Origin of the sequence: Paenibacillus alkalitolerans, from assembly GCF_016482785.1 — a bacterium.
Classification (GTDB): Bacteria; Bacillota; Bacilli; order Paenibacillales; family YIM-B00363; genus Paenibacillus_AE; species Paenibacillus_AE alkalitolerans.
The window spans coordinates 15,144-38,685 of the sequence record NZ_JAEMXM010000017.1 but is presented as its reverse complement, the minus strand read 5'-3'; the positions used below and the strand labels follow the sequence as shown (position 1 = coordinate 38,685).

19 protein-coding genes and 1 riboswitch are annotated in these 23,542 nt (G+C 50.9%); of the genes, 4 read left to right on the top strand and 15 right to left on the bottom strand.

Features of this window, described 5'->3' with window-relative positions; genetic code table 11:
• Positions 1–26: 26 nt before the first annotated feature.
• From JET16_RS21490 to udk, 6 genes are all read right to left on the bottom strand, one after another.
• Positions 27–299: an HPr family phosphocarrier protein gene (locus tag JET16_RS21490; RefSeq protein WP_199620252.1), complete on the bottom strand. Its 273-nt coding sequence runs from the start codon at positions 297–299 to the stop codon at positions 27–29.
• Between the two features lie 13 nt (positions 300–312).
• Positions 313–765: a PTS sugar transporter subunit IIA gene (locus JET16_RS21485; protein WP_199620249.1), complete on the bottom strand. Its 453-nt coding sequence runs from the start codon at positions 763–765 to the stop codon at positions 313–315.
• A gap of 16 nt (positions 766–781) precedes the next feature.
• A complete protein-coding gene (locus JET16_RS21480; protein WP_199620246.1) occupies positions 782–2,164 on the bottom strand; it encodes a PTS fructose transporter subunit IIC in 1,383 nt (460 codons plus the stop codon).
• A 26-nt stretch (positions 2,165–2,190) separates the two neighbouring features.
• Positions 2,191–3,150, bottom strand: a complete 960-nt coding sequence (gene pfkB, locus JET16_RS21475; RefSeq protein ID WP_199620245.1) for a 1-phosphofructokinase — start codon at positions 3,148–3,150, stop codon at positions 2,191–2,193.
• Entirely contained in the window at positions 3,147–3,935 is a 789-nt protein-coding gene (locus tag JET16_RS21470) for a DeoR/GlpR family DNA-binding transcription regulator (protein ID WP_199620244.1), read from the bottom strand. Before JET16_RS21470 ends, pfkB begins: the two co-directional genes overlap by 4 nt.
• A gap of 224 nt (positions 3,936–4,159) precedes the next feature.
• Positions 4,160–4,792, bottom strand: a complete 633-nt coding sequence (gene udk / locus JET16_RS21465; protein WP_199620243.1) for a uridine kinase — start codon at positions 4,790–4,792, stop codon at positions 4,160–4,162.
• A 166-nt stretch (positions 4,793–4,958) separates the two neighbouring features.
• On the opposite strand from udk, the gene JET16_RS21460 reads away from it, so the two are divergent.
• The 4 genes from JET16_RS21460 (at position 4,959) to JET16_RS21445 (ending at position 6,654) form a co-directional block, all read left to right on the top strand.
• A complete protein-coding gene (locus tag JET16_RS21460) occupies positions 4,959–5,513 on the top strand; it encodes a cyclase family protein (protein ID WP_199620242.1) in 555 nt (184 codons plus the stop codon).
• A 292-nt stretch (positions 5,514–5,805) separates the two neighbouring features.
• Positions 5,806–6,210 (top strand): DUF6220 domain-containing protein, encoded by a 405-nt coding sequence (locus JET16_RS21455; RefSeq protein WP_199620241.1) that lies wholly within the window; start codon positions 5,806–5,808, stop codon positions 6,208–6,210.
• 5 nt (positions 6,211–6,215) lie between these two features.
• Positions 6,216–6,386, top strand: coding sequence for a hypothetical protein (locus JET16_RS21450; RefSeq protein ID WP_199620239.1), 171 nt, complete (start codon positions 6,216–6,218; stop codon positions 6,384–6,386).
• 13 nt (positions 6,387–6,399) lie between these two features.
• A complete protein-coding gene (locus tag JET16_RS21445) occupies positions 6,400–6,654 on the top strand; it encodes a hypothetical protein (RefSeq protein ID WP_199620236.1) in 255 nt (84 codons plus the stop codon).
• A gap of 8 nt (positions 6,655–6,662) precedes the next feature.
• On the opposite strand, the gene JET16_RS21440 is transcribed toward JET16_RS21445, so the two are convergent.
• The 9 genes from JET16_RS21440 to JET16_RS21400 all read right to left on the bottom strand — a co-directional run bounded on the left by JET16_RS21440 (position 6,663) and on the right by JET16_RS21400 (position 22,874).
• Positions 6,663–7,355: a response regulator transcription factor gene (locus JET16_RS21440; RefSeq protein ID WP_199620235.1), complete on the bottom strand. Its 693-nt coding sequence runs from the start codon at positions 7,353–7,355 to the stop codon at positions 6,663–6,665.
• Positions 7,352–8,821, bottom strand: a complete 1,470-nt coding sequence (locus JET16_RS21435; protein WP_199620234.1) for a sensor histidine kinase — start codon at positions 8,819–8,821, stop codon at positions 7,352–7,354. The genes JET16_RS21440 and JET16_RS21435 overlap by 4 nt, the downstream gene beginning before the upstream one ends.
• Before the next feature lie 12 nt (positions 8,822–8,833).
• Positions 8,834–9,556, bottom strand: coding sequence for an ABC transporter permease (locus JET16_RS21430; protein WP_199620233.1), 723 nt, complete (start codon positions 9,554–9,556; stop codon positions 8,834–8,836).
• Positions 9,549–10,286 (bottom strand): ABC transporter ATP-binding protein, encoded by a 738-nt coding sequence (locus JET16_RS21425; RefSeq protein ID WP_199620232.1) that lies wholly within the window; start codon positions 10,284–10,286, stop codon positions 9,549–9,551. The genes JET16_RS21430 and JET16_RS21425 overlap by 8 nt, the downstream gene beginning before the upstream one ends.
• An 86-nt stretch (positions 10,287–10,372) precedes the next feature.
• Positions 10,373–11,248, bottom strand: coding sequence for a hypothetical protein (locus tag JET16_RS21420; RefSeq protein ID WP_199620231.1), 876 nt, complete (start codon positions 11,246–11,248; stop codon positions 10,373–10,375).
• 170 nt (positions 11,249–11,418) lie between these two features.
• Entirely contained in the window at positions 11,419–13,137 is a 1,719-nt protein-coding gene (locus JET16_RS21415) for a hydrogenase maturation protein (protein WP_199620230.1), read from the bottom strand.
• Between the two features lie 146 nt (positions 13,138–13,283).
• A riboswitch (cyclic di-GMP riboswitch) is annotated at positions 13,284–13,366 on the bottom strand.
• 41 nt (positions 13,367–13,407) lie between these two features.
• Entirely contained in the window at positions 13,408–15,246 is a 1,839-nt protein-coding gene (locus tag JET16_RS21410) for a monovalent cation:proton antiporter family protein (protein WP_199620227.1), read from the bottom strand.
• A 170-nt stretch (positions 15,247–15,416) separates the two neighbouring features.
• Positions 15,417–21,299, bottom strand: a complete 5,883-nt coding sequence (locus JET16_RS21405) for a DUF3320 domain-containing protein (RefSeq protein WP_199620225.1) — start codon at positions 21,297–21,299, stop codon at positions 15,417–15,419.
• Between the two features lie 279 nt (positions 21,300–21,578).
• Positions 21,579–22,874 (bottom strand): AAA family ATPase, encoded by a 1,296-nt coding sequence (locus JET16_RS21400; protein ID WP_199620223.1) that lies wholly within the window; start codon positions 22,872–22,874, stop codon positions 21,579–21,581.
• Positions 22,875–23,542: the final 668 nt, after the last annotated feature.

Here is a 23,542-nt window from a genome sequence, read left to right as displayed (position 1 = left end):
CCGAGTTACCGATGCGACCCCGGTAATTAAGCCTCGCCGAACCCGCTTTCGACCAATTTCACCAGCTCGTCAAGGGCTTGTTCTTCATCTTCGCCGTTAGCTGTAATCGTGATGACCGAACCTTTTTCCAATCCTAATGTCATCAAGCCCAAGATGCTTTTCCCGTCCACTTCCGTATTGGTCGCAAGGACCTTAATAGTGATCGTTGATTTGAAAGCATTCGCCTTTTCGGTAAATAGTTGTGCAGGACGAATATGAAAACCGGTAGCGTTCCGGATTGTAGCTTCTTTCGTAATCATGGTACACCTCCAATCAGATCGTTTCCAACAGTGAGAACAATTGTTGCGAATTTTCCACTTCCATCAGTCGGTTCCGGAAATCTTCATCAATCAGCTTGCGGGATATAGCGATCAAAATTTGCAAATGCTCATTGCCGGCCGCCTCTTCGGGAACCGCAATCATAATGACGACGGATACCGGGTTGCCGTCAATGGATTGCCAATCCATCGGCCGGGTAAGCTTCGCGAAGGCCAAACCCGCGGTCGTTACACCCTTCGACTTGCCGTGCGGAATCGCAACGCCGAATCCGATTCCGGTCGAACCGGTCTTCTCGCGGTTGAGCACCGTTTCCAAATAAGCGGATTTATCCGAAACGCAGCCGGCGGCAGCAAGGCCGTCAATCATCGACTTGATGCAGTTTTCTTTATCGGAAGCCTCAAGCGGAATAAAGATGGACTTTTCATCGAGCAATTCGGTTATTTTCACAGTAAAATTCCTCCTGTCAATCAGCTTTTGCCACAACTGGTTTCTTTACAACCGCTATCGTAACGGCAGTTACTAACATTCCCGCAAGAATCGCGACGACATACAGCCCCAATTGACCGACCGCGTGCGGAATCGGAAGCACGAAGATGCCTCCGTGCGGCGCGCGAAGCGTTGCGCCAAACAGCATCGACAGCGCTCCGGTAACCGCCGAGCCCGCCATAATGGAAGGTATCACGCGCAGCGGGTCGGCCGCCGCGAAAGGAATCGCTCCTTCCGTAATGAAAGAGATGCCGAGTACCGATGCGGCTTTTCCGGCCTCCTTCTCCTCACGCGTAAATTTCCTTGGCGCAATGAGGGTCGCGAGCCAAAGCCCAAGAGGAGGCGTCATTCCCGCGGCCATGACCGCAGCCATCGGCTCGAAAAAGCTGCTCGCCGTGAGGCCTACCGCAAAGGTATATGCCGTCTTATTCACCGGTCCGCCCATATCGAACGCCATCATTGCGCCGAGAATCAAGCCCAGCAATGCCGCATTGGCCGTTCCGACCGTTGACAGCCATTGCGTCAATCCGTCCATAATTCCTTTAATCGGCGTTCCGATCACGTAAATCATCAATAAACCCGTGATCCCGGATGCGAGCAGCGGAATCAATAATATCGGCTTCAAGCCCTCCAAATTCTTGGGAAGCTTAATCCAATCCTTCAGCAATTTCGCGACATAACCGGCCAAGAAACCCGATACGATCCCGCCAAGGAATCCGGCACCCAATTGGGAAGCCAGCATGCCTCCAATGAGCCCGGGCGCAAGACCCGGTTTTTCCGCGATCGAGAACGCGATAAAACCGGACAAGACCGGCACGATCAAAGCAAAAGCCGCTCCGGCGCCGATATTGAATAATGCGGCCGCCATTGTTCCTTCTACTTTAAAAGCCTCAATCCCGAAGGCAAATGATAACGCAATCAGCAAACCGCCGGCGACGACCAAAGGCAGCATGTGCGAAACGCCCGTCATCAGATGCTTGTATGCGCCTTTGCGGGCGGCGCCGCGCTCCGCCTTCGTCTTCTCGACCTGTGCCGCGTAATCGTCCGCATTTCCCGCCTCTTTATTTAACGCTTCCTCCAAGAGCCCGTTCGGATTTTTGATAGCCTCGGCAACCCCAACCTTTACTACCGGTTTGCCGGCAAACCGCGATTCCTGCACGTCGGTATCCGCCGCCACAATAATCGCATGAGCTTCGGCAATCTCCTCCTCCGTGAACTCGTTCTCGACTCCAACCGCGCCTCTCGTCTCGACTTTTACGGGAATACCCTTTTCTTTCGCCGCTTTAATTAACGACTCTGCCGCCATATAGGTATGGGCAACGCCCGTCGGACACGCCGTTACTGCCAGAATCTTTTTCACTGTGACTTCCTCCTTCTATAATCAAACTATATTCGTGTAATTTGAACCAGCTCGAGCTTAGCCAGCACTTCCTCCAGCGAGCAAACCTCGGTTCCCGGTTTCGAAGCGGTTATCGTACCGGCCGCGGAACACCATCTCGCGGTTTCTTCAAGCGGTTTGTGATGCAAAATGCAATACACCATCGCGGCAACCATGGAATCGCCGGCCCCTACGGTACTTAGCGGCGTTATGGGGAAAGGCTTCGCCCGAATCGCTCCCGATTCGTGAACCAAAATCGAGCCCTTGCCGCCCATCGATACGTTCACATATTGAATTCCCTTGGCAATGAGCTCCCTGGCCGCGGAAACGATTTGTTCATCGGTTGAAAATGTTCGTCCGAATAACAGCTCCAATTCATGAATGTTAGGCTTAACGGCATAAGGAACTGCTTCGATCCCGTGCTTTAATGCTTCGCCGTCCGCATCCAATACCGTCGGGATCCCCTTCGCGCGGCCAATTTCAATTAATGTTTTGTAGTAATCTTTCGGAGTGCCGGGCGGCAAGCTCCCGCCTAAAACGACAATCGAAGCTTCTCCGACATGCTCTTGATACCGGACAATAAACCGATCCAGCAGAGCATGGTCCGCTGAAAATCCCGATTCGTTCAGTTCCGTCGTTTGCTTTGATTTCTGCTCGATAATTTTGAGGTTGGTCCGCGTTTCTCCATTCGCTTCCAGGAAATCGGTTCGAATACCCATCGATTTTAGCTTTTCCTGAATGACATGGCCTTGAAAGCCACCATTTAACCCCCATGCCGTCACGTCCAATTGAAACTTCTTAAGGACTTTCGCGACATTAATGCCTTTCCCGCCGGCATCCGTTCTTATGTCCTGTATGCGGTTCAATCCTCCGAATACGAACTCATCCACTGTCACCGTCTTATCCCAGGCCGGATTCAGGGTAATCGTAATAACGGATGACGATGTCGATGTCGATGTCGATGTCATGTAGCTCCACCTCTTGCCAGCGACGCTAGCGTAATGTTTACTCCTGCCGTCTTCAGTTCTCCAATAGCATCCCCGGATATTCCATCATCCATGATACAATGATGAACCTCGCCCAATTCCGCCACCTTCGCATAGGATACTCGGCCGTATTTGCTATGGTCGGCCAACAAAATTACTTTGGCCGCACATTCTATCATCCTGCGCTTTGTCGCCGCTTCGAGCAAATTCGGCGTCGTTAATCCCGCCTTCGGGTCGATGCCGTTAATGGCAAGGAAAGCTTTATCCACCCGTACGGAGTCAAAGGTTCGATCCGCAACGGGCCCTACCGTCGCAAGGGTTTCGTGTCGCAGCGTTCCGCCGGCTAGCAGCAGATCTATACCGGGATGGTTGGCCAATTCTTGCGAAGCCATTAACGAGTTGGTCACAACGGTCAGCTTATTGAACGCTTTCAATTCCTTGGCCAAATAGTACGTAGTCGTGCCTGAATCCAGAAGAATGATATCGCCTTCATGAATCATCGCGGCTGCCGTCTTTGCAATCGCTTCCTTTTGTAACCGGAAACGGTCCTCTTTAACCGTGAAGGGCGGCTCTATATTATCGTCCTGCAAAGCTATAGCGCCGCCGTGGGTCCTGCGCAGCCGGTTCGCTTCTTCCAATTCCTTCAAATCTCTGCGCACCGTCGACTCCGATACCTGAAAATGTTGGGCTAATTCCTGCACAGAGGCGCGGCCATGCTCCTGTACATAGTCTGCAATTTGATTTTTCCGTTCTTCTTCGTAAAGCATGTTATCCTCCTCTCCGAAAAGGGGATGCTCATATGATCACGAAACCAATCATTTTACGATATTTCATGACTGATTGTGATCATTTGTGAAACTTTTATTATTATATGTGAGATAAATGGCGTTGTAAATTACTTTATTGCACAAAATCCGGTTTTTATTTAAATTGCATGAAGAAAAAGCTCCGACCGGTTCGGTCGGAGCTTTATTGTTCGAATGGATATCGCTCATTCGGCATTGCCGTTATTGCCGTATAAATATTTCTCCGTCAAAATGGACAGCAGCTCAATGCCGACCACATTATGCCCGCCTTCGGGGATGATCAGATCCGCATATTTCTTGGAAGGCTCGATGAACGCCTCATGCATCGGCTTCACCGTACTCAAATATTGATCGTGGATCGACTGAATGCTCCGTCCCCGTTCCTCGATGTCGCGAAGCACCCGTCGCAAAATACGCACATCGGGATCGGTGTCAACGAATACCTTGATATCAAGCAGCTCGCGCACTTTCTCATCGGAGAGCACATGCAGGCCTTCGATAATGACGATATTGTTCGGTTTCAGTTCTATCGTCTCGGTAGCGGAACGGGTATAGACCGTAAAGTCGTATACCGGAACATGCACGGTTTGGCGCTCCTTCAACCGTTTAAGATGCTCAACCAAAAGTTCATTATCGAAAGCGAACGGATGATCGTAGTTGACCTCGAGACGTTCGGCCATGCTGAGATCCGATTGGTCTTTGTAGTAATTGTCTTGAGATATGAACGTTACTTTATCCGTGCCTAGTCGTTCAATCACGGAACGGGCCACCGTTGTTTTGCCCGAACCCGTACCGCCGGCGATACCTATGATGAGCATTATATTGCCGTAAACCTCCCATACGGAAAGATGATTGTCAAATCAACTCAAGTATTGTAGCACAGCTTCCTTTTATTTTCACATACAATATTTATGATCCTAGGCCCGTGATTGGCCTGCCGGCAGTGCATTTACGAATACCTTTGATTAAGGAGAGAATCGAAACATGAAGCGAGTAGTCTTGTCATACCCGTTGAGCGAGCGGACGCCGACGTTCAAGGATAATCCCCCGGTGGAAATAACGCCTCAATTCCTAATCCAAAAGGGGGCGCCGTTCAACCAGTTTTTCATAAAAACAATCAATCATAATGGAACGCATATTGATGCTCCGTGGCATTTCAACCCGCAAGGCAAAAAGCTTATCGAGTACCCTATTGATTATTTTATCTTCAACCGCGTGACGCTCCTCGACATTCCCAAATCGGATAATGAGCTGATCGGAAAAGAAGATTTGGAACCGTTTGCGCACCGGATCGCGGGCTCCGATCTTCTGCTTATACGCACAGGCTTCGGGAAAATCCGCGATTCGGACCCGGTTCGTTACGGTAATAGTAACCCGGGGTTTGCGGCATCTGCGGCCAAGTTCTTATTAGCATTCGATTCATTGCGCGCCATAGGCATTGACATTCCGTCCGCTTCCGCCGCACAAAAAGTGGAAGAAGGGATTCTCTTTCATCAAATCATTCTCGGCAAAGGCCGGACGATGGGCGGGCCATATTAATTATTGAGGATATGAATTTGAACCAAGATTTGACGGGATTGCAAACCGTTTACGCTATACCATTGTTTATCGAGGGCGTAGACAGCAGTCAAGCGACAATTTTCGGAGAGCGGTTCCATAAGTAAGCACCGTCATATCGAAATGTCATCCCTTGCAGTCCGCGATTAGCGGGCTGCTTTTTTTTATACTTTTTTTAGAATTCGTTTACGGTTTGTTTTGAACTGGAGGGTAAGATCGGAATATAAGAAAAACGTCTAGGGTTAAGAGAAATAATTGAACGGGAGAGGTTGAAATGATTGAAATGAATAAAGGGACTGCTGTCCGCCCTTTAGTGAAGCTCGCCAGAATCATATTTGTTGTCTTGGCGTGGTTATTCCTGGCCTTCATTGCATCCCAGATATTTATAGCCGGTCTCGGATTGTTCGTCGACAGCGATAACTGGGAGTTGCATAAGAGCTTGCCTCAAAATTTTTCGTTCGTCCCCCTTGTCATGTTGGCGGCTGCATTCCTTGGAAAACTGCCTGTACACATTCGGTGGATCTGTCTAGGATTATTCCTGATGGTTGTTGCGCAGTTCCTCACCGTTATTTTTTCATCCGACATAGGCATGCTCTCTGCGCTGCATCCGGTTATTGCAATGTTGTTATTTTGGGGATCTCTAACAACAGTTAAGCATGGCCATAAATGGAGAAAATAACATGAATGGAAGCGCTCGTGCTTTGGGCCGCCGGCGTGCTGATGACAGGTTATATTTCCGTGCGAATTGTGAACGGCTGTGAAAAATATTCACATTACTCTAGGGCAACTGCAATCGTGCTCTTTACCCTCCTGAATGCAATAACAGGTTTTTGGTTTATCAAATTTCATTTATAAATGGTGTGGTGCAATGAAGTTTGCAAAGAGCTGGTGGCTGCTGCTCATCGTTTCCTTGGGGGTCATGACCCCGTTTATCGCTCCATATTTGACGCTAGACCCTGCCAGAAGCCGAATTCCGATTAATCCGGCCAGCGTTCAATATCCTCTGTTACTCGTCCACATTGTGACTGCTTTCATTGCTCTGCTTACAGGATTTCTTCAATTCATTGAAGCGATTCGAATCAATAAACCGGCAATGCACCGATATCTCCGATCTAAGAAATAGCGCCGGCTTCACAGATTGAACCTGTAGCCGACGCCCCATATCGTCTCGATATATTGCGGATTCGACGGATCCGCTTCTATTTTTTCCCTCAGCTTGCTTATATGGACGGTTACCGTTGCATTATCGCCCAAAGAATCAAGCCCCCATATTTTCTCGAACAAGTCGTCTTTACTGAATACCCGATTCGGATGCAGAGCCAAAAACAGCAGCAGGTCGTACTCCTTGGACGTTAGCGGGACTTCCGTTTCATGAACGAACACCTTACGGGACAGCTTGTCGATCCGAATGCCGTTCAGACGTATTTCGTCTTGCTGCCGGACGCGGCCGTCGCTCGTTAACCGGTCGTACCGGGCAAGGTGCGCTTTAACTCTCGCGACGAGCTCGCCGACACTAAAGGGCTTCGTCATATAATCGTCCGCGCCGAGTCCCAGACCGCGTATTTTATCGATGTCCTCCTTCTTGGCGGAAATCATCAATATCGGAATGTTCTTCACCTTCCTGACCTGCCTGCAAATTTCGAATCCGTCCGTCTTCGGCAGCATCAGATCGAGAATGATCAGATCGTAATCCTCTTCAAGCGCTTTCTTGAGACCGATGTCCCCGCTTGCCGCAATTTGCACCGTGTAGCCGCTCGATTCCAAATAATCTTTCTCTACTTCCGCAATGACATGCTCGTCCTCGACGATTAATATTTTCTTCACGACTGATCACCGCCATATTTCGACTTGGGCAATGTAAAATAAATGCTTGCTCCTTCCCCCACTCGGCTTTCGGCCCACACGCTTCCGCCCTGCCCTTCGACGATTTGTTTGACGATGGCCAGTCCAAGCCCGCTGCCGCCCGTCGCTTTGTTTCTGGACGGCTCAGCCCGGTAGAAGCGGTCAAATATGAACGGCAGCGCATCGCTCTCGATTCCCGGTCCGTTATCTTGTATCCGTACCGTCGCCATCTCTTTCCCGTCGAATAATTCCACCCGAATTTCTTTTTGTTCCTTGTTCATATATTTTAAGCTGTTATCCACAATATTCATCACGACTCTGCCCAGCTTCTCGCGATCGGCCATAACGATGACCGGCCGGTCGCCGCGGTTTGAGCATGTGACCTTCACATGTTCCATTCCCGGTTCGATGCGCAATTCCTCAATAAAATCACGCAAATATGCCGATAAATCTACAGGTTCCAAGTGAAACGGCAGCCGCTTCAAATCCAGCTTGGAGAACAGCATCAATTCGTCGATCAGCCTATCCATCTCATCCGTTTTTTTCGCGATCATATTTACATATTTATCCCTCTTCGGACCCGTATCCGCGATGCCGTCCCGAATGCCTTCGACGCATGCTTTTATTCCCGTTATCGGTGTTTTCAGATCATGCGATATGCTCGAAATCAGCTGTTTGCGGTTTTCCTCGTACTGCAGTTGAAGACGGATCGATTCTTTCAACCGGCCCCGCATTTCTTCAAATGCCGCACCTAACTCGCCGATTTCGTCTTTTCGCGCCAATTTCACCTCGTGTTCCAGATTGCCCTCCTTAATTTGTTCCGCGGCGTGTTTCAATTTGAATAACGGCTTAATGAGGCTGCGTGAAACCAAGTACGTCAATATTCCGTTCGTGAGCGCGATCACTGCGAGCAGGGACAAAATCAGGAGCGGGAAAAACCTTCGTGCGGCTTCAAAGAACATGTTCAAATCGGAGAGCACGTATACGGTTCCTTCGCTGCGGTCGCTGAACGTCACGCCGACCTGTTCCACCGAATACCGGCCGCCATCCATTTGGCCCCAATGATGGTTATCCGGCTCGTCTTCCAGTCCCTTAAGCCGGTTATAAAGATCGGGGCTGTCCACCAATGGAGAAACGAAGGCGATCCGATCCTCCCTTATGACAACGAGCCCCGCCTGCATATCATTCAATTGTTCGTCCGTACTTTGCAGAAATGCGCTGTCCGTGAATCGCTCGGGATCCGTCCGCGCCATAAACTTGACGCCGGCGATGAGCTCATTGCGTCTGTCGGCTATTTCCCAGAATGCCGGCATTCCTTTCCTGTCGCCGATTCCCGCGGCATCGTTAACAACTGTGGAAATCATTGTCGTGACAATGACAGCGAACAGCACGACGGGAATGAAGGTCATGGCGATATAGGAAAGTAAAAGTCTCATCTTGATGGACATGAGCGATTCTCCTTACAGTTGTTTTCTTTCGAACAGCATCGACCCCGCCGTATAAGCCATTATACAATAAGAAAGCAGGATAACGAACGCATTAAGCAGCCGATTCGCCGCCGCCCCGGTTCCGACCCACAGCACGTGCCAGTTCGTATAAGAAAAGACGGACCAAACCGAAGCTTGCGGGTAAACGACCGGCAAAAGCTTCGCCGCGGCATACATAATTACGAGCAGTCCGATGGCGCCGGTGGTGCTTCGGATACATTGCGCGACGAGCGCCGCAATCAAACCGACCGCAATCATCGGGACGAAGGCGGCCGCGTAAGCCTTCATACTATCCGACATGCCTTCGGTCAAACTTCCGCCCGACACAACCGCCCCTAAAAGCATGGAAGCGATCCATAGCAATCCTAGTAATACGGCAATGTAAAAAACGAGCGCCAACACCTTGGATGCGAACACTTTCGTTCGTGTGATAGGCCGGACAAGAACAAGCTTCAATGTGCCGGAAGCTTCCTCGCCGGAAAACGACTCCACAGCCGACATAAACAGAAACAAAGGAAACACGGAAAACGTAAACAAATTCAACATCAACATCGGCAAGCCGCTTCCGGCAAGTCCGCCAAGCAGGATGACGGATACGGCCGGAACGATGAGGGTAATCAGCAAAAACACTTTCGTTCTTTTGCGTTTCCACAGCTTTTCCGTCTCATTCAGCGCACTGGCATATAGACTATACATAAACATCCGCTTCCTTCGGCGTCTGAATTTGCGCCATAACGTATTGCTCCAGCGTCATCCCGTCTTCCAACAACTCATGAATGGCCCCAAGCCGGATCATATTGCCGTTACTCATAATCCCGATACGATTTGCCGTCAAACTCAGGTCGTGAATCATATGGCTGGAAATCAAAAATGTTATTCCGCGTTCACGGGCCAATTGCCGAATCGTATTTCGGACTTCGACCATTCCTTCAATGTCGAGGCCGTTCGCCGGTTCGTCGAGAATAACAAGCTGAGGATTCGACAGCAACGCGGACGCCAACGCCAGCCTCTGTTTCATACCGAGCGAATAGCCTCCCGCCTTTTCATTCTTGTATGGAGAGAGACCGGCCTGTTCGAGCACTTCTCCGATCCTCGCCTTCGGCAAATCCGGATAGAAGCGGGCGGCCAGCTTCAAATTGTCGTATGCGCTCATATAGTCATAGGCATCCGCTTTTTCAATGACACAGCTTACACGCTCCATTGCCTGTTCGAACCGTTCCGTCAGGCTATGGCCGAATATCCTCACCTGTCCTCTATCGGGCCTTATTAATCCCGAGATGATTTTCAGCAAGGTAGTTTTACCGGCGCCGTTGGGACCGATCAACCCGAAAATATCGCCCTTCGAAATGTCGAAGCTGACGTTCCGGACTCCGCGGCCGTTTCTATAGAGCCTGGTCACTTCCTTCACTTCCAACAGTTTATCCAAAGCTAAGAATCACTCCTTCTTGATGTACTTGTTGTCATAGGATGGCGCAACCGGACAGCACTCTGTCCGGTTGCCTTCCTTGCCGCTTAATGGTGCCAGCCGCGATTCATGCGGTCATGCTCGACTTCCACGGTTTGCTTCCCCGTTAAGTCGACTCGTTCCGGCACGGTTTCGTTAAGCCCGGAGAAATCCACTTGAAGCTTAAACACGAGATCGTGATATTCGCCGGAATCGTCGGAACCGGCAATTCGGATCTCCGCCTTTTGCCGCTCAAGCACGTTATCCGGGTTGATATTGGCGTCGAGATTGATTGTTTGTATCTTGACATTGTCCGTCAGCTTCGGAACGTTCACTTTCATATCGGCGTGCGTTCCTTCATCCCATCGATCGCAATCGGCAAGCTTCGAGACGGCTAATGTTCCCAACGCATTCACAACCGCGGGAATGCCGCTTCCGGAAAGATGCAGCGCAGCTTGCTTGCCTCCGTCCGATTCCGCTTCCACCGTCGCAAGCTCCCGCATATTGCCCATTAACGCGTCGAATACTTGCTCCGCCGCTTTCGGCGGGTGCGTCGGCTCGCCTTCATGCCGCCACTTCGTATCGTCATGTTCCATAACCCGATATACATCTTCGTCGCCGCTTTTGAAAATCACTTTCCCGTCCTGCCGGAACACATTCAAGGATTGCGTCCGGGTACCGTCGTCAAAAGCCGCCGCCACGCTCCCGGAGTCCGACTCTTTGTTCAGCTTGATGCTCGCAGTCCCTGCAAGCACCTGCTTCCCGTTGTCGGTCACCGTCAAGTCCACATTGGCAGTCATGCTCGTTAACGCCTTCGTGTTTTTCAGCGCTTCTTTGTATGCATCATATCCGGATGTGTTGGCCATAGCGGAAAAACCGCTGACAAAGAGCAGCACCGCGCCGACGCCGAAACCGATTCCCACCGTCCACCATTTTTTTCTCATAGTTATCCTCCGCAATGAAATATTCGAAGCTTCCGGCCGCTTCCATTACACCGTTCTCTCTTTCACCTCCAGACACCATTTGCCGAAGCCTTCTGTATTACATCGTAACCGTCATGTCTAAACCGCCTCTAAATCAATTCTAAAAAAAGTATAAACAATGCAAAACCCGTTCAAAGAACGGGTTCGGGGAGCAAACTGCTTATATTGTAAATTTCCACCTCACTGCACGTCGGGCATATTTTATAAACGAATCGTTTGCGAGCTTCATGATAGAGGGAATCCGGGGAGTAGAAGTTCTCATGCATCTTTGCCAATTCTTCTTCCCGGTATTGTTCCAGAGGCTTGATCCGTTCATCCTCCATTCGCATCCGTCTTTTCCGTTCCAACAGATGCCCGTAATCGGTCCGCTGCGCCAGCTTTTCCGCCAAAACGCTCACCTTGGAGCAATATTCGTACACATTTTCCCCGAAAGCTTCGTCAATAAGCCCAATCCGCACAGCTGTGTTTGTGCCGAGCGAGATGCAGTTTTCAGTCAATTCCTGTGCGATCTCCGAGCGTACCCGTCTAGGCAGCAAGTACGTCCAATACTCCGATCCGTACAAGCTGCCCATTCCTTTATAATGAGGATTCAAGACAATGCCCTTGCGGGCGTAAACAAAGTCGGCTGCAAGGGCAAGTATGACTCCTCCGGCCCCGGCGCTGCCCTGCATCGATGAGATGACCAAATGCGACTCCGTTGTAACGATTTCTCGGATCAGGTCATTGATGGCATGAATATTATTCCACGATTCATCGGCCGGACTTTCCGCCGCTTCAATGACGTTGAGATGAATGCCGTTCGACCAAAAGTCGGAGCCTCCAATCAATACGATCACTTTCGTATCTCTTTTCAGAGCCGACAGGTACGCCAGCCTGAGACGGTTGCATTGATCGGTGCTCATCGCGCCGTTATAGAAGTCGAAATGCAAGTAACCGACGTTATTATGCTCTTCGTACCATATCTCGCGGTACGTCCGGCCCGCATAGCTATCGTCGAACGCCAATGGGATCTCGGGCACGTCCTTCAGCTTGTCTCCTAATACGGTTGTTGCCGGAACCTTAAAATATGTATTATGAGCATCGGATTTCCTCTTTAGATGCGTAATCCATATTGCTCCGTCCCCCGTTGCCCGGCAAATCGCCCCGTCTCTCCGGGCAATAACATCGCCGGGTTGTCCCTTCAATATATCTTCCTCATGCGCTCCGTATAAATAATACGATTCTCCGAATATTTGGTCCAATACTCCGGGTTGGCTGTCCGCGCTGCGAATTTTCCGGGCGATTCGTTCAGTGCTCTCCGACCAGTCAATCGCTCTATCGGATTGCTTCATCGGAACATGCAAGCTCCCTTTGACGTCCGGCTTGCTGTAATCGAGCGGCTCCGGAATATACTCCCCCTTCTCAAACCGGTCGACCGCCTGCAAAAGAGCTTTCATCGCCGCTTCCGTCGCTTCATGTCTATACAGATTGCTCTTGCTCGCATTTCTCATTGAAAAATTGACGGACGCCCATATGTCCCCGGCATCCATCTCTTCGCTTGCTTGCAGCACGGTTACTCCCCATTCCTCCGCGCCGTTCAATATCGCCCAATCCAACGACGACGGACCGCGGTCTCCTTTGATCCCGGGATGGACGATCAAACAAGTATAATTGCGCCAAATCGATTCGGGAATCGCTTTTTTCAACATCGGTGCGACGATTAGATCCGGTCCGTGCTTTTCCACCGCCTGAATCATTTCGCAATCCCCGATGGCCAAACACACGCTTACTTCATGCCCGATTTCGGTGAGCTCCAAATACGCCCTCCGGCTCATGCTGTTATGCGCTGTCGTAAGAAATAAAATTCGCATATAATAACACCCCTTTTCGAAATATTAGTGCATACGGAGATTGTCTTTTGCTGCGATCAGCTCCTTAAAAAAAAATAAAAGGCCGCCCAAAAATTGAGCAGCCAATAATATGCATACTAACTCCTAAAGTGCCGGAATAATCGCATTTTGGCAGCCCGGCTATCTTAGCTTTCACCTTAGACCCGTGGCTTTGCGTCCCTGTCTTTAGACAGGTTTGCCTTTTTCAAAATCATATAAGTAGAGTACTATATGTATTTCATGTTGTAAATCTTATTCCACCAACGCGCGGAACGCTTCCGCTTGCTCCGTATCTCCGCTTATCAGCAGTTTATCTCCCTGATGAATTTCCGTATTGCCGTGAGGGATAATGAACGAGTCTCCCCGGTATATTCGGAGAATCAGGATATCCCTTAACAGCGGGAAATCGGACAGCAGCTGCTCATGATAATTCGGATTGTTCACCGAGATTTCGTGGATCGTATCGTCCCGCTCCGAGATCAGTCTCAATGCGCCCGGACTTTCAATCAATGTGCGGAGAACGGTTCTGGAAGCAAATAAGGTGGAGAACACCTCTAGTCCTTCTTTTTGCACAGCCTGCTGCAGCTCGGGATTTTCGATGCGGACGATCACCCGCGCCGCTTTATTGCCGGAGACGTAACGCGCGATACGCAGATTCAGCTCGTCGTTCGTCGAAACGAGCACAACCATGTCCGCATCGAACACGCCCAGTTTGTCCAGTCCGTGTTCATCCAGATTCGGGAGCTTATGAATCTTAACCTCCGTATCTTCCTCCGCCCCCGCTTCCTCGGTATTCGATGTACTGGATGTAAATAAACGCACGTCGTATTCGCCTTCTTCGATCAAATCATGGACAACGGACATCGATACATGGTTGACGCCGACAATATGTATTACTTTCTTCCTGACCGCTTCCCGCGGCGACATCTTGTTGTATACGACGGGGAAAATGAGGCAGCTGACGATAGCCACAAGTATCAGCGCTCCATGCAGCGATTCGTCGATCATGTTCATTTCAAGCGCAAGCGTTGACGCAGCAATTACCAAGCTTAACGTGGTGGCAAGCAACACGCCGGAGCTCAGCACCTGCCGCCAAGGATACCATCTCTTCAAATAAAGCATCGGTATGAGCTTGCTTAAGAAGATAAGCAGCAACAGAAGCGGTATCAGGATCAGTATTCTCGGATCGGTCAACAGCGGACCCAATTCCAAGTTCACTCCGACCATTACAAAGAAAATAGGGATTAAAAAACCGTAACCGAACGATTCAAGCTGATGGACGAACTGCTCCTTCGGTCTGAGCAGCGACACCATGACACCGGCCAGAAAGGCGCCGAGTATATTCTCAACCCCAAGACTTTCTGACAGCAATACAATAGACAGCATCAGTGCGAATACAGCTCTGGTGGCGAATTGCGCCGTTCCCTGGCTAAGTGTTTCAAAGGCTTTGCGGGAAGCGAACCGTTTGATGAGCCAAAAGATAACCGCCACCAGTACAAAGAAGAGGACTAAGAACAGCAATCTAGTCACATTTTCAGATAAAATGCTGACGTAAACCGCCAATAAAATCATCGTTACAAAATCCGCAATGACGGAAATTAGCAGCAGCGTCTGACCCAACTCCGTATTAAGGATCCGCCTCTCCTTCAATACGGGAACCACAACGCCTAAAGAGATCGTTCCGATAATAAGCGTCATCAAAAACGGTCTATCGATCAGCCCCAAGGTTACAAGTCCATAAGAAAATGCGCCGGATACGAGAAAGATGCCCATGAAAATTACGACGGACGCGCTTAAAGGATTGAATCCATTTTGGGAGGACGTTTTCTTCTTGCGGAATGAATCGAAGTTAATCTCCAACCCGGTTAAAAACATCAAATAAATGAATCCGAGCAAGGACAACAAGGTGAGCCAAGAATCGTCATGGTCTACCAAATCGAACCCGCTTTTACCTATAATCAGGCCGGCTATAATTTCCGCCACCACGACCGGCAGCAACTTCAACCGCAGCTTATATAAAATAATCGGCACTAAAAAGGATACCGATACGACCAATATCAAGCTCTCCAACGAATTGCCGCCATGTTCCAAACGATGCCCCTCCTTATCGATGACTTTATTTTACCCGCTTTTCGGGCCGGCATTTACCTTTTGGCGTCCTGGTTGAGCGAAAGCGGTAACCCGACATTATAGCGGCGAACGTAAAAATAATGCAGCGCCCTTCCGGGGCTGCAAATCCGGGACTGACGCCGCGCTATTGTCTATCCTCTATAATACACGCGGCTCTGTTCATTCACCGCAAGTCCTCTTGCGGTGACGTGATCCAAACCGTTCCTGACGGCCTTCTCCAATGAAGTGCCGCTACGCGCATAGCCTAACAGCTTAATCGTTTCTTTAATCAAATCCTCCTCCGGCAAGCTGATCTGATTAAACAGCACCTCGCAAACGGCGTTCGCGACTTCCTCAGGCGGCAAGTCCTCCGCGCTTCTGCGATCCTGATCGCCATCGGACACCCGGTATATATTGTATTGAGAGAGGTCCGCATCAGCAGGCCAATAAAACTCGATTCCGTCCGAAATCGTGCTCTTCACGTTCATCGCGGCAAACAGAGTATCGAAGTGCCGTTCGATGCGCGCACCCGCCCGGGTCAAACCCCAAGCTTGCAGCACCCTCTTGGAAAGCAGCGATCTGCTGACCGGTCCCTCTTCCTTAATGACTTGCTCGATTTGACCCAAAACGAGTTCAGTATTTGCAGGATTGTAAAATTCCTCCGAGGGCAGCTCTACTGCCGGAAGAGTTGCCGGTTTGTAGACCGATCTCCAGGCCGATTGAATTACAGGTTGGGCAGTCTCCACAGGCGAGTCTGCGGATTTCAGTTCATGTCCGCTTTCCGCTTCTTCTCCACCCGATTGCGCCGCATCCGTTTCGGCGACACTTTCTTTATCTCCGCCAGCTTTTGCCGACTTAACCGCTTCATGGATGCGCTGTATTTCCTTCGATGGATTATCCAGCCAATCTATCGACCAAACGCGGTGAATTCGCCATCCCAATTGCCGCAACACTTGTTCCCGGAGCGATTCTCGGTCGCGGGCGGTTTTTCCCGCTTTGTAACCGTCGCCGTCACATAGTACGGCAAGAAGATACGTGTCCGGTTTGTCCGGATTGACGATTGCGAGGTCGATCCGGCAGCCGGAAGCGCCAACGTGCGTTTCTACTTTGTAACCTTCCGCTTTCAAAGCCTCCGCAATCGGTGTCTCTAATCCTATGGACTCCGCTTTAAGCCGGTCCGCTTCCATTCGAAGCGCGGGAAGACCCTTTTCCGCATATTCCAAGAATGACCTTAATGCGTTTACACCCTGTGCCCGTGTCCTGGCCGCATCCAAGTGTTCCGCGCGCAAAGCGGAGAACACATGCATCTCATGGCGCGCCCTGGAAACGGCGACATTCAATCTCCGCCATCCCCCTTCCCGGTTCAACGGTCCGAAATTCAACACTACCTTGCCCAAGGCATCCGGTCCGTATCCGATCGAGAACAGAATGACGTCGCGCTCATCTCCTTGAACATTCTCCAGGTTTTTCACGAAAATCGGTTCATACATCCGGGTAGCGGCCGACTCCAGCTCGCCGTCCATGCGGAAAGCTTCATCCAGCAAGTCCTCAATCAGCGTCTGTTGAATGGAATTGAACGTCACCACGCCGATACTTAGCTTCGACAATTCCGGGTCACGCAGCCGGCGTGTAATTTCCTTCACAACCTCTTCGGCTTCGGCACGATTTTGCTTTGTTTTTCCGCGGTCATAGTAGCCTTCTACCGGATGCCATTTCACATTAGACCTTCTCTCGTGAGGGGATGGGAAGGTCAGCAACTTGTTGTCGTAGAAATGCCGATTGCTAAACGCTATCAAACTCTCATGCCTGCTTCGATAGTGCCATAGCAGGTGTTCTTGAGGCATGCCGAGCGCAAGGCAATCATCCAATATGCTTTCCAAATCCTCTTGAGCAACCGCGTCATCGGCATCTTCAGTCGTCGTATTCATAAAGAAACTGGTCGGCGGCAGCTGCTTGGGATCTCCCACGACGATAACGTTGCGGCCGCGGGCCATGGCGCCGACTGCCTCGCTGGTCGGCAGCTGCGAAGCTTCATCGAAGACGACAAGATCGAACGGCGCATATTTCGGATCGAGATATTGCGCAACGGACATCGGGCTCATCAGCATGCAGGGGCAGATCCGGTTCAACAAATTCGGGATTTGCTCGAACAGCTTGCGGAGCGACATTCCTCTTCCCCCGCTCCGGATGGCGCGAAGAAGAATCCCCGCTTCGGAGCTGGATGCCGCCTGATTGTGCAGCGGGGGAATCTTGGCGGCAAGACGAGCCGCAATCTCCTGTCTCGTTAGCTCCTCAAACCGTTCCATCGTTTCTTGGAACCCTCTGATTTTTTCTTCGAACAACCTTCCGGAAAACGACGCCAGCTGCTTGTCTTCCGCCAGTATATAGTGAATCGCGGCTTTCCACCACGCTCGTTCAAATGCCGGTATAACTTCCGCGTGCCGAAGGTCCCCATTCTCATATGCGGATATAAGCGAAGATAAACCGGATTCCAACGCGCGTTCCCGGACTTGCCTCCAGCTGCACCATTCGCGAAGCATGCCGATGTTGTCTGTCCACTGCCGCACCTTCCACTCACGGAATTCAAGCCACGGCCGTGCAGCCCGCTTCCTATCCATGTCATGAAGATCAATCGACAGCTTATCGGCCAACTGCTGCTCCAGCTGCATGAATTCCTGTTTGGCATTGAGATATCGACTGATAGATTCTCCATATCGTTCTGTAAAAACATTTCTGCCGGCAGACAGCAAATCCGCAATGCGGACCCGCGCTTGTCTTGCCTTCAGTCCGTCCTGATGCAACCGATGCAGCGATTGATCCAGCTCCCGAATCCAATCAATGGCGTCATTCGCAGTTTCCCAGTCTGCTTCCCCGCTCTTCCACAGCGGTCCCAGCAAAGAAGAGGCGACCGGCTCCAATTGTTTCAGCTCGGCAGTCTCCGTCTGGTATTGGATAATCAAATTCAACGTTTCGGCCGTGTCTTTCTTTTGCGGTACCGAGCCGGAAGCGGCCATGGCTTTGAGCATTTTATAAATACGGTTCTGCTTGAAGTGTCTCGGCAAGAACCATTGCATGTCCGCCCTTCTCCATTCGGAGAGAGCCATGGCGGCGTCGAAAGCTAACGCTTCGTCTGAAAAACGAGCCGTAATGCGACAACGCGCCTCGTTTCGCGCACGGCCGTGTCGAACGGCTTGCTCCGCTTGCCCGATTGCCGATTCCAGCTCTCCGGCGCCCAGCAAACCGGTTGGAACCGATTCCGGAGCTAATCGCAGCGCTTCCGCCGCTTCCGCCAGCCGCTGCAAATCTTCGGGCTCAGGCTGTGCGGCGGAAAATCCCATCCAATCGGCAAGCTCCGAATACGCAGCTTGAACATCCGACAGCTTGGACGCATAAGCAGCCAGCAAATCTTCGACTTCCGAACGAAATGCCGGCGTATAGGTTGTACAGGCTGCATCGGTCCATGCATTGCCCGACGGGTGTCCGGCCGCCTCCCCCGCGACACGAAGCTCATTCGCCAGTCCCGCCCAGGCCGCGGAATGTTCTTCAGTCATCCCCCCGACAACGGTAGGATCGAAAGCTAGTGCAGCCGGCGACGATTTTACAAGGTCATAGCGCACGATCGCTTCGCATAGTGAAGCTCCGAAGCCGTATTTGCGATGCAAAGATGCGACATAGGCATTGAGCTCTCTTCTGGACGCAGCCAGCCGCTCGGCCTGTTTTGTCCACTCTGCCGGAGAAGCGGTGCGCGCCGTTTCGAGCGTTTGGCGAAGCTGCTCAAGGACCGCCTTCTTCGTGCTCTTATTGGAATGAAGCTCCAGGCAGTACGGCCCCAGTCCGATTTGCTCCAACCGTCTCTGAACAACACTGAGCGCCGCCATCTTTTCGGCCACGAAGAGAACGGTCTTGCCTTCCGCTAGAGCGGAAGCGATCATATTCGTTATTGTCTGAGACTTTCCGGTTCCCGGCGGACCATGCAGGACAAAGCTGTTATCGTTGATTGCAGCGCTCACCGCGGTAATTTGGGAGGAATCGGCGCTGATCGGAAGAAGGAGTTCGCCTGGAGCATAAAGCTCATCCAATCTGTCCGAATCGGGAAAAGTTTCGCCCGGCTCCCAGCTCAGACGGCCCGTCATTAAGCTCGCAACCACTTTATTCCTGGCAAGGTCATCCGACCGGCTGCGAATATCGTTCCACATAACGAACCGGCTGAAGGAAAACAGTCCGACAAAGGCGGCTTCGACAATGTCCCACCTCGGCATATTCATGATGACATGACGGAGCGTCGCGAAAATACCCGCGAGATCAATCCCCGTATCATCGCGAGGAAGCGGATCCAATCCCCCAATATGAATTCCGAAATCCTGCCGGAGCATCTCCAGCAATGTGATGTTGATTTGCGGTTCCTCATCCCGAATCCGGAGCACGAAACCCGCGCTGCTGGATTTTCGGATAAGCTCCACCGGAACCAGTACAATCGGTGCGTAACGCGGCATTTCGCTGGCGGCAGACTCATACCACCGAAGAAGGCCGAACGCGAGATACAACGTATTCGCGCCGTTCTCCTCCAGGGATAATCGGGCGGAACGGTATAGATGAATCGTCTTAACCGCAAGTTCCTTGTCGCTTGCATCCGTACGCAGACGTTTATTCAAAAACTCTTGCTCGGCAAGAACATGGAGCGGATGATCTTTACTTACGCTCCGGAATAAGTCCGCGCTTCTAGCCGTGTCATCCCAGTCGGAAGGCCGCGGAAGAAGCTGAAATTCCTGACCGCCGGCCAACGCGTCCTCAAGCTCGCCCAAACGCGAAGTCAATAAGGGAAGCGCCGATTTCGTCATGCGAAAATTGAGCAGCGTATTGCGCAAAGTAAGATCGAGCAATTTTCTTTCCCACTGCTTCTGCTTGGTGACCGCGATCGTTGAGACTTCAGCGGGACGCTCGCGGATCGTCACTTCATCGGGAGCTTTTACTGTCATCTTAACTTCATTAGGCTCCTGCGCGATGTCCCAGCCTTCGGGAGTCGGAATCCGCAAGGGAAGCGGCCGGATTGCGCTGGCACGGGCGCGTTTGACGTCGATGAATCCGAAGAAGCTGTCGGGATCGGCCAGATGAAGCCTTGCCGCCGCTTCGGCTTCTTCAAATGACGATTCATTTCCGGCGCACAGCAGCGTAGATTCCATGATGCTTATTTCGTGCACGCCGGCTGCAAGTCTTTTCGTGAGCAGCGAAATATCGTCCTGGACGGTTTCCGCAAATGTCTCCTGAACGAGCCATACGCCGGTAAACGCATGCGCTTTAGTGAAAATGACGAGAGGATGCAAGCCGATCGCTTCCAGACAAGCCGCATAAAGCAGCGTGAGATCGAGACAGTTGCCCATACGGTTTCCAATGACGGCATCCGGCAGCCTGATCCGCTGTCCGACTTCCTCGAAGCCGGCGGGAGCGACGCAATATGTAACCTTATATGCTTGCAACGCCGAGAAAATCGCCGCTGCTTGATGTCGAACCCGATTCGGGTTTCGGCTTTGATAGGCGTCGAAGGACGGGTTTCCGGTCCAGCTTTCCAAATATGACGCCGCATCGCCAATGATTTTCGCAACCGCCGGATGGTTCGGCATAATGAACGCAGCCGCCATTTCCGGCATGGAGGCCAACCCTCCCCACTGATCGTAAGCTAACACCGCAATCGTCGAGTTTTCTTGATATAACACATTGTCCTGCTGCGCAACTTCAAGCTGAAGGAGCCCGGCAAGCCTCTCCGTTAAACCCGCCAAGAAAGCGCCTGTTAATTGCAAATGAACGGTGCCGAGATCAACTTCTTGTCCGGCGGGTACAATATCCAACGTCTTTGACCATTCCGCCGCAAATTCCGGTTCGGCAGAAATTTTGACGGTTACCTGATGCAGATCGTTATCCGATGTGTTGCTAAGTATTACTCTCCGGACAACCGGCACAAAATTTTGCTGCATAGAATAGTTCACCATATCGTATCGAAGCCAATTGCAGCTGATTATATTTTCGGTTACTCTCTCCATTCGCGAGTCACTGCCTCTCCGTAAAAACAATAATGCTATTATTATACCTCTAGTGGTTTTTTCTTCCTACATTATTCGACAAAAAATGATAGCGGCAAACAAGAGTTTTATTCGTTTATGTGAATCGATTGACAACCAGGTTAAGTACAGCATCTTCCGTAAACGCTTCGGGTCCAACTTAAGGGAATGAGAAACCCGACCGCTAACGGTCGGGTTTCTCATGGTGGAGGGCATTCGCGGCTGTGCATCGCCGCAATTCAGACCATAATTTTGTTCCATCTATATAAAACCAAGCTTCTGTGATTCTCCGGTTAGCCATTCGCGGCTTCTTCCTTTAGAGAAGTCCGATTTCATCTCGGTGATCAACCGGTCCAAGTTCACTTGGTTCTCGTAATGCATCTGCAGAGCGGCTGATACATACAACTCGCTGAGCTGGGCGAAGGTAAACCCTTCCGTTTGCCGCGCCGCCACGGTAATCTTGTCGGCATCCAGAAGACGGCTCATCCCCTTATGCATCAGGTACGACAGACGCAGCGCTTCATCCGGCAGCTTTACTTCGTAAGCCCGGTCGAACCGGCCCGCGCGGTTCATGAGTGCGGGGTCGATTTTCTCCGGATAGTTGGTGGTTCCTATGAGGAAAATGCCTTCCTTCGACGTGGCGCCGTCAAGCGTGTTCAGAAAGTAGGATCTGCATGATTCCGGCATCGAATCGATGTCCTCGACAACGAGCACCATCGGCGCCATCTTGATCGCGGCGGCGAACACCTCTTTAATCGATTCGCTGTTAGTGTACTCGGTAATTTGCCAATAGGCCGCCGGCGCGCCGACGGTAGCCGAGATCGATTTAACGAGCGTCGTTTTCCCGTTGCCCGGTTTGCCGTACAGCAAAATCCCCCTTTTGTAAGGAATATCGTACGTTTGAAAAAAGGCGCGGTCCTTCGAGAAAAACTCATCGGCAGAACGGTAGATTTGCGTCTTGAGCGCCTCGTCCATAAACACTTCGTCGCGAGTGACGGGATTGGCGGTTAATTCGCGGCTTCGTTCCAGCCCGTCGTGCGTATCGGTGAACACGATGATTTTCCGGTCCGCAATCTGGCGATCCCGCATTTCCGCAAGAAAACGGCCCAAACATTCATCGTTTTCTGCGAAGATAAGATCCTCATAGCCCAGCCCGTGCGACACCATCAACGGGATTCGGGCAAACGCGACGCGGTGCTTCGGGTAGACGAATATGTTATTGCGGACGGAAGGTCTAATATCGTAGCCTGTGCGCTCCTGCTCCGGATCGGAAACATAACGGAACGCTTTCGTTTCGGCCAAGCCGAATAAGCTCGCTATATGCTTAACGCCTTTGTAACCGCTGCGAATGTCTTCCTCCAAAGCGTCCCATACGTCGCTGCTTTCTTCCTGATAGTAGAGATGGAATTCGCATTCAAACCGATTGCTTAGAAGATCGATGATGCCTTGCACGGCGGCGGCGTAATTGAAGTATTCATGCGTTTCCGGCGGATGTGCGGCTGCGCCGGCGGTTCGTATGACAAAAGGCCGCTCAACCGGTTTATAGTTAACTGTCATTCTACTGTTTATACTCCTTTATATTTTTACTAAACAACACAAAAAAAGACCGCAAGCCCATTCGCTTACGGTCTTCTTGCGCAATGTAAAAATAAGTTACTCCTAACCCGTTTCTTCGATGACGAAGAGGATGGGGCGATAACCTAGTCTTTCCCTTGCTCAGGGCCGTAGAGGCCGATGGACAATGAACGTCTTATTCAATTGTGTCAGTGCTGCATTACTACGGAAGTTAAGTCCGGTCATGTCCGGTCGGCCTCCCTTCTTTTTCAGATATTGCTTATAATAAGCACATAATTTAAAGTTGTCAATAATAAAACAGGAAGAATATTATTGCAGTGAAATTTCTCCCGTTTTGTTGAACCTCTTGATGTCATGCGCTTGAATCATGGACGGGGATGAGAGGTAAAAGCCTTTCACTTCGACATCGCGCGACAGCCTCATATTGTTGCGGTCGTTTAACTCGTAAACTTGAATTTTCGTAATTTGATAGTTCGTGCCGGGATAACGGTAGTCCCCTATGATCGTCAGCGACTTGTCATCGATGTAAAACCTGCCACTTGAACGTTCGTAGATCGGCCACTGCTGCTTGAAGCTCTTCTTTCGCAGCGCTAAAAGTCACCGCTGTTTTCATTAATTTTCACACGAATACCCGCTTTCTTCTTATTTGC

Bases quoted from the DNA above. Each gene is read 5' to 3' on its own strand.
- JET16_RS21460 (WP_199620242.1), top strand. From the start codon at position 4,959: ATGAAGCGAGTAGTCTTGTCATACCCGTTGAGCGAGCGGACGCCGACG.
- JET16_RS21435 (WP_199620234.1), bottom strand. From the start codon at position 8,821: ATGTCCATCAAGATGAGACTTTTACTTTCCTATATCGCCATGACCTTC.
- JET16_RS21445 (WP_199620236.1), top strand. From the start codon at position 6,400: ATGAAGTTTGCAAAGAGCTGGTGGCTGCTGCTCATCGTTTCCTTGGGG.
- JET16_RS21490 (WP_199620252.1), bottom strand. From the start codon at position 299: ATGATTACGAAAGAAGCTACAATCCGGAACGCTACCGGTTTTCATATT.
- JET16_RS21470 (WP_199620244.1), bottom strand. From the start codon at position 3,935: ATGCTTTACGAAGAAGAACGGAAAAATCAAATTGCAGACTATGTACAG.
- JET16_RS21405 (WP_199620225.1), bottom strand. From the start codon at position 21,299: ATGGAGAGAGTAACCGAAAATATAATCAGCTGCAATTGGCTTCGATAC.
- JET16_RS21420 (WP_199620231.1), bottom strand. From the start codon at position 11,248: ATGAGAAAAAAATGGTGGACGGTGGGAATCGGTTTCGGCGTCGGCGCG.
- JET16_RS21455 (WP_199620241.1), top strand. From the start codon at position 5,806: ATGATTGAAATGAATAAAGGGACTGCTGTCCGCCCTTTAGTGAAGCTC.
- JET16_RS21450 (WP_199620239.1), top strand. From the start codon at position 6,216: ATGGAAGCGCTCGTGCTTTGGGCCGCCGGCGTGCTGATGACAGGTTAT.
- JET16_RS21400 (WP_199620223.1), bottom strand. From the start codon at position 22,874: ATGACAGTTAACTATAAACCGGTTGAGCGGCCTTTTGTCATACGAACC.
- pfkB (WP_199620245.1), bottom strand. From the start codon at position 3,150: ATGACATCGACATCGACATCGACATCGTCATCCGTTATTACGATTACC.
- JET16_RS21415 (WP_199620230.1), bottom strand. From the start codon at position 13,137: ATGCGAATTTTATTTCTTACGACAGCGCATAACAGCATGAGCCGGAGG.
- JET16_RS21430 (WP_199620233.1), bottom strand. From the start codon at position 9,556: ATGTATAGTCTATATGCCAGTGCGCTGAATGAGACGGAAAAGCTGTGG.
- udk (WP_199620243.1), bottom strand. From the start codon at position 4,792: ATGCTCATCATAGGTATCGCCGGCGGTACGGGTTCGGGCAAAACAACG.